The sequence below is a fragment of the Bifidobacterium thermophilum genome (assembly GCF_037482445.1).
Classification (GTDB): domain Bacteria; phylum Actinomycetota; class Actinomycetes; order Actinomycetales; family Bifidobacteriaceae; genus Bifidobacterium; species Bifidobacterium thermophilum_B.
In genome coordinates this window covers 90700-104518 of the sequence record NZ_JBBHLY010000012.1, presented here as the reverse complement: position 1 = coordinate 104518, position 13819 = coordinate 90700, and the positions used below count along the sequence as shown (strand labels likewise).

The window sequence follows — 13819 nt, the reverse complement described above, 5'->3', positions numbered from 1 at the left end:
TATAGTTGAACCCATGCTGAAAGAATTTGCAGTTGACCCGGTCTACCAGACCACCGATGACGACACGATCTATTCGTTGCTGCACAAGCGTGCGCAACGTGATCCACAGGGGGCTATCGCTGAATGGCAGAGTGAACCGGACCGTGTGTGGCATACGGTGAGCGCGCAGGAGATGAACGACCGCGTCCGCGCGGTGGCGCGAGGCCTGCTCGGCATCGGTGTCAAGCATGGCAGCATGGTGGTGATTTATTCCGCCACATGCTATGACTGGGCCATCGTGGACTTCGCCTGCGCGGCGATCGGTGCGATCACCGTGCCGATCTATGAGACGGATTCCGCCAAGCAGGCGGCAAGTATCGTCAACGATGTCAATCCGGTCATCGCGTTCGCCGGCGACGAGTCGCACGCCCATACGCTTGACAGCATCCGCAAGGACAACCCGGGTCTGACCTATATTTTCAACTTCAAGACCGACGGGCTGAACGCCGTGATCGATTTCGGGCAATCAGTGACCGATGACGAGCTCGAGCAAGCCATCGGCGCGGTCAAGGCCGATGATGTATCGACGATCGTGTTCACGTCCGGATCGACAGGCAAGCCGAAAGGCGCCATGCTGACCAGCCGCAATTTCACGCATATCGTATATGCAGGGTATGACGTCCTTGACGAGATGCTGTACCAGCCGAGCCGTCTGCTGCTGTTCCTTCCTCTGGCCCATTGCTTCGCCAGGTATATCCAGTACACCGCGATCGGCGCGCAGGGAGTGGTCGGGTACGTTCCGACGGCAAGGCATTTGCTTGCCGATCTGCGCAGCTTCAAGCCGACGTATCTTCTCGGTGTTCCGAGAGTGTTCGAGAAGGTGTACAACGCGGCATCGCAAAAGGCGGGCGCCGGGTTCCAAGGCAGGCTTTTCGCGAAGGCGTTCAGGCATTTCAGCCAGTGGTCCAAGGGGGAGAACGGCGAGCAATCGCACCACACGCTGGGCGAGCGGATCAGCCATTCGTTCTATATGGCCACCGTGGGCAAATCCATGCGTTCGGCGCTCGGCCCGAACCTCAAGTATCTCGCCTGCGGCGGGGCGCCGATCAACGCCGACCTCGCCCATTTCTTCAACGGCATGGACGGCATCACCTTCATCCAGGGATACGGCATGACCGAAACCGCGGCACCCTGTGTGGTCAATTTCGAAGACGCCAATGAGGTCGGTTCCGTCGGACGCCCCGGCCCCGGCATCGCGATCCGCACGTTGGAAGACGGCGAGGTCGAAATCAAGGGGCCGAACGTCTTCAAAGGGTATTTCAAGCAACCGGAGTTGACGGCGGAGGTGATGGACCCTGACGGCTGGCTGCATAGCGGCGATCTGGGATATATCGATGACCGCGGCTTCCTGTTCATCACCGGCCGTAAGAAGGATATCATCATCACCGCGGGCGGCAAGAACATCAGCCCCGCTCCGATGGAAGACACCATCAACACCTGCCCGATCGTGTCGCACTCGGTGGTTATCGGAGACGGCCGGCCTTTCGTCGCCGCCCTGATCGCCCTGGACGAGGATATGACACGGGACTGGCTGAAGAACCAGGGGATGGACGCGCGGATGTCCATGGATCAGATCGCAGCCAACGATGCGGTCCGCGCGTTCGTTCAGCAGTATATCGATCAGGCGAACAGTTCCGTCTCCCGCGCCGAGTCGGTGCGCAAATTCGCCATCCTGCCCGATGATTTCAACCAGGCGGACGGCACGTTGACCCCGAGTATGAAAGTCGTGCGCAACAAGGTCCTCACGCATTACGATGACATCGTCGAGCATGTCATCTATACGCCCAAAGGGCCGTCGGCCCCGATCCCGGCGACGGTGAAGCTGTTCGACAGAACAGCCGAGACCGTCTCCCAGGTTTCGGAGACCGTTTCACCCAAGGTGCGCCAGGCGCTGGACCAGGCGAAACTGAACGTGGCCGAGTTGCGCGCAAAACGCCAGTCCGAGGACGAAGGCCCTGCCGGCCAGTCCAACGACGGCCAGCACGAAGAACAACAGACAGAGGAGAAGTAATTGGCAATCCGAGAGATTCGCGTCATCCCAGACCCCGTCTTGCGCACACCGTGCGAGCCAATCGAGACCATCACCCCGGCGATTCGCCGCATGGTGCAGGACCTGCTCGACACGGTCGACGATCCCGGCCGCGCAGGGCTCTCAGCCAATCAGATCGGCATCGGTCTGCGGGCGTTTTCCTATAACATCGACGGCAAACTCGGATACGTGCTCAACCCGGTCCTTGAGGAAACCAGCGGCGAACAGTACGGCGACGAAGGCTGCCTGTCCGTGCCCGGACTGTGGTACAAGACACGCCGCGCCGACTATGCCCGTGTTCGCGGCATCGACTTGGATGGCAAGACGGTCGTGCTGGAGGGCAGGGGCATCATGGGCCGCATGCTCCAACATGAAACCGACCATCTTGACGGGCATATCTACCTCGACCGGCTTGAGAAGGACGAGCGCAGGGCGGCGATGAGAAAGCTGCGCGGCGAACGCTGAATACGGCACAAGCCATGGCGTACGACACGTCCTGTAGCACGGGCCGGGAAATCCCCGGCCCGTGCTACTGTTTTACGCGTGCGTCACATCGGGTTGTCTGCTGTCGCGCGGCCGGCAACCTCAACGTATTCCCAAACACGACGCATAATTCGCGTCATGTCCGCGACGTCCCGTGTCGGTCGGTCTGGAAACAGGCTGCACGCGGTGACACATGACCAGGCAATAACCGACAGAAAGGTAGTATTACCATGGCTCAGATCACTATGAGCGACATGCTGAAGGCCGGCCTGCACTTCGGCCATCAGACCCGCCGTTGGAACCCGAAGATGAAGCAGTACATCCTCATGGAGCGCAACGGCATCCACATCATCAACCTGTTCAAGTCGCTTGACCTGATCGACAAGGCGTACGACTTCATCAAGGAAACCGTGGCCCATAATGGCACGGTCCTCTTCGTGGGCACCAAGAAGCAGGCGCAGGAAGCCATCAAGAACCAGGCGACCCGTGTCGGTATGCCGTATGTCTCCGAGCGCTGGCTCGGCGGCATGCTCACCAACTTCCAGACCGTGTCCAAGCGCGTCGCCCGTCTCAAGGAACTCGAAGAGATGGACTTCACCGACGTGCGTGGTTCCGGCCTGACCAAGAAGGAACTGCTGCTGCTTGAGCGCGAAAAGGACAAGCTGGAGAAGCAGCTTGGCGGTATCCGCAACATGAACCGCACTCCTTCGGTGCTGTTCGTCGTGGACATCAACAAGGAAGCGCTGGCCGTCTCCGAAGCCCACAAGCTGGGCATCCCGGTGGTCGCCATCGTTGATACCAACACCGACCCGGATCTGGTCGATTACCCGATTCCGGCGAACGATGACGCGATCCGCGGCATCGAACTGCTCACCAGCCTGATGGCTGACGCCGTCGCCGACGGTCTGCTCGAGCGTTCCGGCAAGGCAGCCAAGGCCGATGACAAGTCCGAGCAGCCTATGGCTGCTTGGGAGAAGGAGCTCCTGACCAAGGACGCCCCGACTGCCGAAGCCGAAGAAGCCAAGAGCGAAGAGCCCAAGGCCTGATTCGCGGCATTTGTTATCCTAGGCGGCGGGAGACCAACCATCTCCCGCCGCTGGGTATCACTTCAAAATCAAGAGGAGACAACACATGGCAGCTATCACTGCAGCTCTGATCAAGCAGGTGCGTGAAGAAACCGGCGCCGGCATGATGGATGTGAAGAAGGCTCTTACCGAAGCCGAAGGCGATGTCGCCCGCGCCAAGGAAATCATCCGCGCCAAGGGCATCGCGGCAGCGGGTAAGCGCGAAGGCCGCAAGGCCCAGGAAGGCACCATCGCGTCTAAGGTCGTCAAGACCGCGGACGGCGAGGTCGGCTACGCTGTTGAAATCAATTCCGAGACCGATTTCGTGGCGAAGACCCCGAAGTTCGTCGAGTTCGCCGAGTCCGTGCTGGACGCAGCTATCGCCGCCGACGCGAATAACGTGGACGACGTGCTTGCAGCCAAGACTGCTGACGGAGATGTCAAGCTGGACATCGAACAGGCCGCCGCACTCTTCGGCGAGCATGTCAAGGTCGGCCAGTTCGCCAAGATCGCCGGACCGCATGTCGAGATCTACGCGCATCGCAAGTCCGCTGAAATGCCGCCGTCCATCGTGGCCCTCATCGCCACTGACGAAGCCGGCGAAAAGGTCGCTCACGAGGCCGCGCTGCAGATTTCCGCGATGAGCCCGCGCTGGCTCACCCGTGAGGATGTCGATCCGACCGTTCTCGAATCCGAGCGTCGTATCGCGACTGAGAAGACTTCGGATGAGCTCGCCGCCAAGGGCAAGCCGCAGGCCGTCATCGACAAGATCGCGCCGAAGATTGTCGAAGGCCGTCTCAACGCCTTCTATAAGGAAGCGGTGCTTCTGGATCAGGATTACGTCAAGGATCCGTCCAAGACCGTCGGCAAGCTGTTCGACGAAGCCGGTGCGAAGGCGATCGCTTTCGCCCGTATCGAAGTCGGCAAGGGCGACGAAGAGGACTGAGCCTCTGAGCCTGCCTCGTACCATCACCCTGAGGGTCGGGGCTACGGACGCGAACCCGATACCCGTCGTAGTCAGTTTCAAGCAACTGGCCGCGGCGGGTTTTCCTATTTTGGCGGTTTGCGATATCCCCAATGCGGTGATGCAACACCCGCGGGCAAGTGCATGCACGCCTGTCGTTCATCGACGCTACAGTGGTTAGGCGGCAATGATAAGACAGGCACAGAAAGGCCCAAATATGACTGGCACGGATAAGCCACGCAGGGTGTTGCTCAAGCTCTCAGGCGAAGCGTTCGGCGGGGGAGCAGTCGGTATCGATACGAAAGTGGTGCGGCGCATCGCCCAGGAAATCGTTCCCGCAGTGCGTCAGGGCGTTCAGGTGGCCATCGTCACCGGCGGCGGCAACTTCTTCCGCGGAGCAGAACTTCAACAGGCCGGCATCGACCGCAGCCGCGGCGATTACATGGGCATGCTCGGCACGGTTATGAACTGCCTCGCATTGCAGGACTTCCTCGAGCAGGAAGGCCAGGCCACCCGTGTGCAAACGGCCATCGCGATGGGGCAGGTCGCTGAGCCGTATATTCCGCTCAAGGCCATCAGGCATCTGGAAAAGGGCCGCGTGGTGATTTTCGGCGCCGGCGCAGGCATGCCGTATTTCTCCACTGACACGGTTTCCATCCAGCGTTCCCTGGAAATCCATTGCGATGAGGTGTTGATGGGCAAGAACGGCGTCGACGGCGTGTATACCGCCGATCCGCGCAAAGTCGAAAACGCGCAGCGTTTCGCCACGCTCAGCTACAATCGCGCCCTGGTCGACAACCTCGCGGTCATGGATGCGTCCGCATTGTCCATGGCACGTGACAACCGCAAGCCGATTCGTGTATTCGGGCTCGAGGAACCGGGCAATGTCACCAAGGCCCTGCTCGGCGAACAGCTCGGCACGCTCGTGTCAACCGCCCAATCGACGCTCGTTGACTGAACACCAAGCGTTGTGCGCCGATTCGCCGCCGCATGACGATACAATAAGAACAACCAGTCGTTCAACGACGAATCCGCCAAAGGAGATATCATGGCCACAGTCATCGAACAAGCCAAGGAACAGATGGGCAAGTCCGTCGAAGCCACCAAGGAGAACTTCACCGGCATCCGTACCGGGCGCGCGAACCCGGCGCTGCTCAACGGCCTGACCGTCGAGTATTACGGCGTGCCTACACCAATCAAGGCAGTCGCCACCATCGGCGTTCCGGAACCGCGTACGCTGGCAGTCACCCCTTATGACGCCTCCCAGGCGAACGCCGTCGAAAAGGCCATCCGCGACTCCGATCTCGGCGTCAGCCCCCGCAGGGAGGGCAGCGTCATCTACGCGACCATGCCCGAGCTGACCGAGGAACGCCGCAAGGAGTATGTGAAGATCGCCAAGACCAAGGCCGAAGAGGGCAAGGTGGCGGTTCGTAATATCCGTCGCAAGGCCAAGGAAACCATCGACAAGTCCGTCAAGGACGGCGATATGGGCGAGGACGACGGCGATCGTCAGCTCAAGGAGCTTGACAAGATCACCAAGCAGTTCACGGACGAACTTGATTCTCTGCTGGAAACCAAGCAGAAGGAGATCATGGAGGTCTGAGACCCATACACGACGGGCCTCGATCATGCCGTGTACACGGATGTCGGGGCCCGTTTCCGATGGTGAGCCGATAGGGGATGATGATGGACAAACATGTAGAGCATGACGGCAACGCCGACGAAACGATAGAGGAAATCAACAAGAAGACGGGTCGCAACATGCCGCAGGCGATTGCCACGGCCGTCGTACTCATCGCAATCATCATCGCATGCCTGGCGATCAGCATGGACGTGTTTATGGTGTTGCTCGTCGTCTTCATGATTCTCGCCCTGTGGGAGCTTCGAGTCGATTTCGCGATCGCCGGCATGCACATTCCGGTGGTGATGCTGTGGATCTGCTCCACGGTCACCCTGCTGGCAACCTACTATTCGCCTTGGCATGTGTCGGCCATGGCCTTGTGCATCATGCTCTCCATCGTGCTCGTCACACTGAGCGCCACCGCGAATTTCAGCTTCGGCGACCGTCTGAGCATGGAGGTCGAGCGGAAACTCGCGCAGACGAACGCCGGCGCGAGGCTCGAATCCTCCTTCAACCACGGTTCAGCCACCATCCAGCACAGCCGGCTGACCAGCGTCGCGGTCTCCGTCTTCGCAGTGTTGTATATCCCGCTGATCGCTTCGTTCATCGCATTGTCGCTGACTTTCCACGGCCATGCTTTCGCGCATGCCATCATGATCGTGTTCCTGCCTGCGTTGAGCGATACCGGCGGCTTGTTCGCCGGCGCTTGGTTCGGCAAGCACAAACTGTCTCCACGTATTTCGCCCAAGAAATCGGTGGAAGGACTACTCGGCTCAATCCTGTTCGCCATGGCAGGCGCTTTCGCCATCTTCGCATGCACCTACCCGTCCCTGTGGGCATCCCGCTGGTGGGTGCCGATTGTGGTCGGCGTCCTCATGGGCGTCGTGGGCACGTTCGGTGACCTGTGCGCGTCCATGCTCAAGCGTGACATCGGCATCAAAGACATGGGGCATCTGCTCAAAGGGCACGGCGGGGTGATGGACCGCGTCGATTCCATTCTGCTGACAGCTCCGTTCATGATGGCGCTGCTGTACGTCACGGGTCTATGACCCCGACATGCCGTCGACATCATTCATAACGGCATGTCACAAGTACGCCCGCATACGGGAACCAAGCAACACAACTGACAGGAGCATGTATGACCACGCACGATGACGGCGATGTGAACTCGGGCCAGACGCCGGAGACCGGCATCACGCCGGGAGGCACCACCGGCGCATTCCGCGATGTGCTCGCCAAGGACCATGCACGGCGCGGCAAACCGCCGGTCCACCTAGTCGATATGAGCCCAGAGGAACGTGTGGCAGCAGCGAAGGCCATCGGCATGCCCAAATTCCGTGTCAAGCAGCTCGCCAACCACTATTTCGCGCATTTCGACACGGATGTCGAATCATTCACGGATTTTCCGTCGAAACTCAGCTCCACCGCACAGGAAGCGTTCTTCCCGGAACTCATCCATGAGGTCACACACCAGAGCGCGGACGAGGGGACGACGATCAAGACACTGTGGCGCCTGTTTGACGGGGCCATGATCGAATCCGTGCTCATGCGGTATCCAAGCCGCACCACCTTGTGCATCTCCAGCCAGGTCGGCTGCGGTATGGGCTGCCCGTTCTGCGCCACCGGCCAGCTCGGACTGACGCGCAACATGTCGACCGGCGAGATTCTCGAGCAGGTGCGTATCGCGGCGAAGACCGCACGCGACGGCGGCATCACCGGCGGTCCATGCCGATTGAGCAATGTCGTGTTCATGGGCATGGGCGAGCCGATGGGCAACTACCGTTCCGTCATCAGCGCGGTCCGGCAGATCAGCGCGATGCCGCCGGAGGGGTTCGGCATCTCCGCACGCAACATCACCGTCTCAACGGTCGGGGTCGTGCCCGGCATCCGCAAACTCGCCCAAGAGGGGATGCCTGTCCGCCTTGCGGTGTCGCTGCATGCCCCCAGCGACGAGCTGCGCGATGAACTCGTCCCGATGAATCGTAGGTTCAACACCACCCAGGTGCTCGATGCCGCTCATGACTATTATCTGGCGACCAAACGCCGGGTCAGCATCGAATACGCGCTGATGCGGGGGATCAACGACCAAGCGGAACATGCCCGACTGCTTGCGAAACGATTGAACCACTACGGCGATGATTGGGCGCATGTCAACCCCATTCCGCTCAACCCCATTGAGGGATCGAAGTGGACCGCGTCCAAACCAGAGGACGAGCGTCAATTCCTTGACATCCTGCACCGTGCAGGCATCACGGCGACCCTACGGGACACACGTGGGCAGGATATCGACGGCGCATGCGGACAACTCTCGGCGAAATATAGGAAAACCGCCTGAAACGAACCGAATCCTGATTGCGCGCCCACTTCGTGAGACGGACCGCCGGATTGCTCTAGACCAGCGGCTATGGTGTGACGTGTAGGCAAGCTTCACCCTTCACACAAGGAGTCGCAAATGGCATTGGCGGTTCGCGTTATTCCGTGCCTCGACGTCGACGCAGGTCGTGTGGTCAAGGGCGTGCATTTCGAGAACCTCCGCGATGCAGGCGATCCGGTGGAGCTTGCAGCCGAATATTATCGTCAGGGCGCAGATGAGCTCACCTTCCTCGATGTAACCGCCTCCACAGGGCATCGTCGCACCATGTTCGACGTCGTCAACAGGACGGCCCAGCAACTGTTCATCCCGCTTACCGTGGGCGGTGGAGTCCGTTCCGTCGACGATGTAGACCAGCTCTTGCGGTGCGGCGCCGACAAAGTCAGTGTCAACACTGCCGCAATCAACAATCCGACGCTAATCAGCGATATCTCCCAGCGTTTCGGCAGCCAGGTCCTGGTGCTTTCCGTGGATGCGCGTCGCGAACGCGGCGAGCAGCACACGCAGTCCGGTTTCGAAGTGACGACCATGGGCGGCCGCCATTCCACCGGCATCGACGCGTTGTGGTGGGCCCGCCGGGCCCAGGAACTTGGAGCAGGCGAAGTACTGCTGAACTCAATGGATGCTGATGGAACCGAGAACGGATTCGATCTCGAGATGATCCGTGCGATGCGTTCGCAGGTCACCATACCGATTATCGCAAGCGGCGGTGCCGGCAAGGTGGAGGATTTCCCACCCGCCATCGAGGCCGGAGCCGATGCGGTCCTCGCGGCGTCGGTCTTCCATTACGGGAAGATGACGATTGGCGAAGTCAAAGCCGAGCTGCGCAAGGCCGGCTATACGGTTCGCTGACCCAACAGCATTCCGAGGATACGTTGAGACATCCGGATATGGCCGCAACGCAATCAGGCCAGTCCACCATCCCGGAGTTTCTCTCATATTTTCTTCAGTACCCGCTTTCCGCACCGGCGGACGGGAAATCCCTCGCCGATGCTTGGCGACAATGACATCCCAACAACAAGCCAACAGACAGGGAGCGAAACCCATGGCATCGAATGGCAATGATCCACAGCCGCAATACGACAACAGCACCGCGCTCGACCCAAGGATCGCCGCAAGACTCAAACGCGACGACAAAGGACTTGTCGCCGCGGTCATCCAGCAATACGACACGCGTGAAGTGCTGATGGTCGGTTACATGAACGATGAGGCTCTGAGACGCACACTCACCACCGGGCGGGTGACGTTCTGGTCCCGCTCACGACAGGAATACTGGCGTAAAGGAGACACGTCCGGACATGTCCAGTATGTCAAGGCGCTGAATCTCGACTGTGACGGCGACGCCATCCTCGTCGAGGTTGATCAGGTCGGAGCGGCATGCCACACCGGTAAGAGGTCATGCTTCGAACAGGGCGGCCCGCTCCCGGTGGTCGTTGGATATCGCACGAAGGAGCAGGAACAGCAATGAGCACGTGCAGTGTAACCAACCTGAGATGGGGCGAAACCTGGCCGGACCGCCGCCAATTCCACGAGCTGGCCGACCAAGGGTACCGTGTCATTCCCATCGTGCGCAGGCTGCTTGCCGATTCACTGACCCCCGTGGGATTCTACGAACGGCTCGCCGGCGGAGCAAGCGGCACGTTCATCCTGGAATCCGCGGAATACGGCGGATCGTGGAGCCGGTACAGCTTCATCGGTGTGCATTCCATGGCGCAATTGCGTTCCGACCATGGCCAAGCCAGCTGGTTAGGTACTGTGCCCAAAGGCATCCCCACAAGCGGCGATGTCGCCGAAGTCGCGCATGCCACTCTGCGAGCGCTCAAGGCGCCTAACGTCGAGGGGCTGCCGAACCTGACGAGTGGACTGGTCGGCACGGTCGGCTGGGATGCCATCAGGCATTGGGAGCCGACGCTCAGCGCGAGCGCACCCGATGAGACCGGTCAGCCGGAAACGGTGCTGGCGCTGGCCACCGATATCGCCGTCGTCGACCATGTGAACGGTTCGGTGTGGCTGATTGCGAACGCTGTCAACATGGATGATTCGCCTGCCCGTGCCGACCTCGCCTACGATCGGGCCGTCGAGCGTCTGAACACGATGGAACGCAAGGCCGCAACCCCCGCCGAGGGCGAATCCCGGGTCAATGTCCTCGACCCGAGCGTCCCCAAGCCGGAACTTAGGTTCCGTACGCCCAAGGACCAGTACGAGCGCGCGGTCGAACGCGCCAAGCAGCATATCATCGACGGGGACGTGTTCCAGGTCGTCATCTCGCAGCGTCTCGACATTGATTCCCCAGCCGATCCGATCGATGTCTACCGGGTGTTGCGCACGCTCAATCCGAGCCCGTACATGTACTTCTTCGCGTTGACGGACGCACAGGGCCGTGATTTCAATGTCGTCGGTTCGAGCCCGGAAACCTTGATCAAAGTGGACGACGGCCATGCGATGACCTTCCCGATTGCAGGGTCGCGGCCCCGCGGCGCCACCCCAGAAGAGGACGCCCGTCTGGAGCAGGAACTGCTTGCCGATCCGAAGGAACGCAGCGAGCACATCATGCTTGTCGACCTGTCCCGCAACGATCTGAGCCGCGTATGTGTCCCCGACAGCGTGGAAGTCGTCTCCCTGATGGATATCAAACGGTTCAGCCACATCATGCACATCTGTTCGACGGTGACCGGCACGGTCAGCCCGGACAAAACCGTATTCGACGTCTTTACCTCGGCGTTCCCGGCGGGCACGTTGTCGGGAGCACCGAAGCCCAAGGCGATTGACATCATCGACCAGCTCGAACCTGCAGACCGCGGTATTTACGGTGGAACCGCCGGATACTTCGATTTCAGCGGCAACATGGATATGGCCATCACCATCCGCACCGCCTTCATCCGCGACCATCAGGCCTCGGTGCAAGCTGGCGCCGGCATCGTGCTCGACTCCGTGCCAGCCAACGAGTGGCAGGAGACACGCAACAAAGCCGAGGCGAGCGTCGAAGCGATCCAGATTGCCGCACAATTGCGTTCGTTGCAACCCGAGGATCCACGCCATGTACGGGGATGAGCAGCGATGCGTCCCCACGCACGCCGATGTCCCGGCATACGGGAATCCCCGTGGAATAACACGTCTGAATCGTTAGTCTTGGGAACAACTTCTGGAGGAACCATGTCAGTACTTGACGATCTTGTGGCAGGAGCCACACAAGACATGTATGAGCGGGCACAACGTACGCCGCTCGACGAGCTCAAACGGCTCGCGGAGACGAGGACGCCGGCGCTTGACGCCACGCAATGGCTCAAACGCGCTGATTCCATACCGGTCATCGCGGAAATCAAACGCGCCTCGCCATCCAAAGGGCATTTGGCCGATATTCCCGATCCGGCTGCGCTGGCACGCGAATACGAAGCTGGGGGAGCCGGTGCCATCTCCGTGTTGACGGAAGGGCGTCGATTCCTCGGGAGCCTTGACGATTTCGACCAGGTGCGCCAAGCCGTGAATATCCCCGTGCTGCGCAAGGATTTCATCACCGATGAATACCAAATCTGGGAGGCCAGGGCGCATGGAGCGGATCTGGTGCTCCTCATCGTCGCGGCACTTGACGATGACCGCCTCGCCCAGCTGCTTAAGCTCACCCATGATTTGGGCATGACCGCACTGGTCGAAACCCATACGCGTGAGGAGATTGACCGAGCGCGCCATGCGGGGGCGAAGGTCATCGGCATCAACGCCCGCAATCTCAAGAATCTTCAGGTGGATGTCAGCAAGTATCAGGAACTTGCCGGCGATCTGCCTGATGATGTCATCAAAGTCGCGGAATCCGGAGTGTTCGGCAGTGTCGAGCTCGAGGATTACGCGCGGGCCGGCGCCGATGCGGTGCTGGTCGGTGAAGGTGTCGCGACCGCCGACGACCATACCGCGGCGGTGCGCAGGCTAATACAGACAGGAGAACGCGTGAAAGCCTCAGAATCCACACCATTATCACAACATCAGGGCCCGTACTTCGGCAAGTACGGCGGTCGATTCGTTCCGGAGGCGTTGATCGGGGCGTTGGACGAGCTCGAGCGTGTCTACAACGAAGCCAAGGCCGACCCGTCCTTCCAGGCCGAGCTCAAGCGGCTCAACGAACAATATGTCGGCCGTCCTTCGAAACTCACCGAGGCGCCGCGCTTCGCCGAACGGCTCAACAAGAAGACCGGGCTCAACGCCCGTGTCTTCCTCAAGCGTGAGGATCTCAACCACACCGGAGCCCACAAAATCAACAACGCGTTGGGCCAGGCGTTGCTGGTCAAGCGCATGGGCAAGACCCGCGTCATTGCGGAGACCGGTGCTGGCCAGCACGGTGTCGCAACCGCCACGGTCTGCGCATTGCTCGGTCTCAAATGCCGCATCTACATGGGCCAGATCGATGCCCGCCGCCAAGCGCTGAACGTGGCGCGTATGCGACTGCTTGGCGCCGAAGTCGTCGAAGTGACCCAGGGGTCGCGTATTCTCAAGGACGCCATCAACGAAGCGTTGCGCGACTGGGTCACCAACGTGGAGACCACGCATTACCTGCTCGGCACGGTCTGTGGACCGCACCCGTTCCCGACCATGGTGCGTGACTTCCAGAAGATCATCGGCGAGGAGGCCAAGGAACAGCTCAAGGACATCTACGGTATCGACCACCCGGATGCGATATGCGCTTGCGTCGGCGGCGGCTCGAACGCCATCGGCATCATGAACGCCTTCCTCGATGACCCCCGTGTCAACCTGTACGGGTTCGAAGCCGGCGGACACGGCATCGAATCGGGCGAACACGCCGTGCGTCTGACCCCGGGAGCTGCGGATCTGGGCTTGTTCCAGGGCGCCGAATCCTATCTGCTGGAAGATTCCGAAGGACAGACGAAGAACACGTATTCGATTTCCGCAGGTCTTGATTACGCCTCCGTCGGCCCCGAGCACGCGTGGCTCAAGGACATCGGCCGTGTGCAGTACTCGTATGCCACCGATGACGAAGCGATGAGCGCATTCAAGGACCTGTGCGAGACCGAAGGTATCATCCCCGCCATCGAAAGCTCCCACGCCGTCGCAGGCGCCTATAAGGCGGCCGCCGATCTCAAGGCGAAGGGGTACACCGATCCGGTGATCGTGGTCAACATCTCGGGACGCGGAGACAAGGACGTGGCTACAGCCGGCAAATGGTTCGGCTATCTGACCGATGAACAAAGCAAGGCGCTGGAAGCCAACGGCGCACACGGCACGAGCGTAGATGGAGAGTGAA

Annotated in this window: 12 protein-coding genes; all 12 read left to right on the top strand. The window is 60.5% G+C overall.

Going from position 1 to position 13819, the window contains the following annotated elements:
* Window positions 1-13: 13 nt before the first annotated feature.
* The 12 genes from WD012_RS07500 (at window position 14) to trpB (ending at window position 13818) form a co-directional block, all read left to right on the top strand.
* Entirely contained in the window at window positions 14-2050 is a 2037-nt protein-coding gene (locus tag WD012_RS07500; RefSeq protein ID WP_339563125.1) for an AMP-dependent synthetase/ligase, read from the top strand.
* Complete coding sequence (def, locus tag WD012_RS07495) at window positions 2051-2533, top strand: peptide deformylase (RefSeq protein ID WP_339563124.1); 483 nt, start codon at window positions 2051-2053, stop codon at window positions 2531-2533.
* A gap of 248 nt (window positions 2534-2781) precedes the next feature.
* The gene (rpsB, locus tag WD012_RS07490; RefSeq protein ID WP_339563123.1) at window positions 2782-3597 is read left to right on the top strand and encodes a 30S ribosomal protein S2; all 816 of its coding nucleotides are present in this window, start codon (window positions 2782-2784) and stop codon (window positions 3595-3597) included.
* An 85-nt stretch (window positions 3598-3682) separates the two neighbouring features.
* Window positions 3683-4561, top strand: coding sequence for a translation elongation factor Ts (gene tsf, locus WD012_RS07485; protein ID WP_033505567.1), 879 nt, complete (start codon window positions 3683-3685; stop codon window positions 4559-4561).
* Between the two features lie 235 nt (window positions 4562-4796).
* The gene (gene pyrH, locus WD012_RS07480; protein ID WP_015450538.1) at window positions 4797-5537 is read left to right on the top strand and encodes a UMP kinase; all 741 of its coding nucleotides are present in this window, start codon (window positions 4797-4799) and stop codon (window positions 5535-5537) included.
* A gap of 90 nt (window positions 5538-5627) precedes the next feature.
* Window positions 5628-6182: a ribosome recycling factor gene (gene frr / locus WD012_RS07475; protein WP_015450539.1), complete on the top strand. Its 555-nt coding sequence runs from the start codon at window positions 5628-5630 to the stop codon at window positions 6180-6182.
* Between the two features lie 83 nt (window positions 6183-6265).
* Entirely contained in the window at window positions 6266-7249 is a 984-nt protein-coding gene (locus tag WD012_RS07470; protein WP_339563122.1) for a phosphatidate cytidylyltransferase, read from the top strand.
* Window positions 7250-7338: 89 nt separating this feature from the next.
* Entirely contained in the window at window positions 7339-8535 is a 1197-nt protein-coding gene (gene rlmN / locus WD012_RS07465) for a dual-specificity RNA methyltransferase RlmN (protein WP_339563121.1), read from the top strand.
* Window positions 8536-8652: 117 nt separating this feature from the next.
* Window positions 8653-9423 (top strand): imidazole glycerol phosphate synthase subunit HisF, encoded by a 771-nt coding sequence (hisF, locus tag WD012_RS07460; protein WP_015450542.1) that lies wholly within the window; start codon window positions 8653-8655, stop codon window positions 9421-9423.
* A gap of 193 nt (window positions 9424-9616) precedes the next feature.
* Window positions 9617-10039: a phosphoribosyl-AMP cyclohydrolase gene (gene hisI / locus WD012_RS07455; RefSeq protein ID WP_321046347.1), complete on the top strand. Its 423-nt coding sequence runs from the start codon at window positions 9617-9619 to the stop codon at window positions 10037-10039.
* Complete coding sequence (locus tag WD012_RS07450) at window positions 10036-11622, top strand: chorismate-binding protein (RefSeq protein ID WP_339563120.1); 1587 nt, start codon at window positions 10036-10038, stop codon at window positions 11620-11622. The genes hisI and WD012_RS07450 overlap by 4 nt, the downstream gene beginning before the upstream one ends.
* Window positions 11623-11724: 102 nt before the next feature.
* Window positions 11725-13818: a tryptophan synthase subunit beta gene (gene trpB / locus WD012_RS07445; protein ID WP_339563119.1), complete on the top strand. Its 2094-nt coding sequence runs from the start codon at window positions 11725-11727 to the stop codon at window positions 13816-13818.
* Window position 13819: the final 1 nt, after the last annotated feature.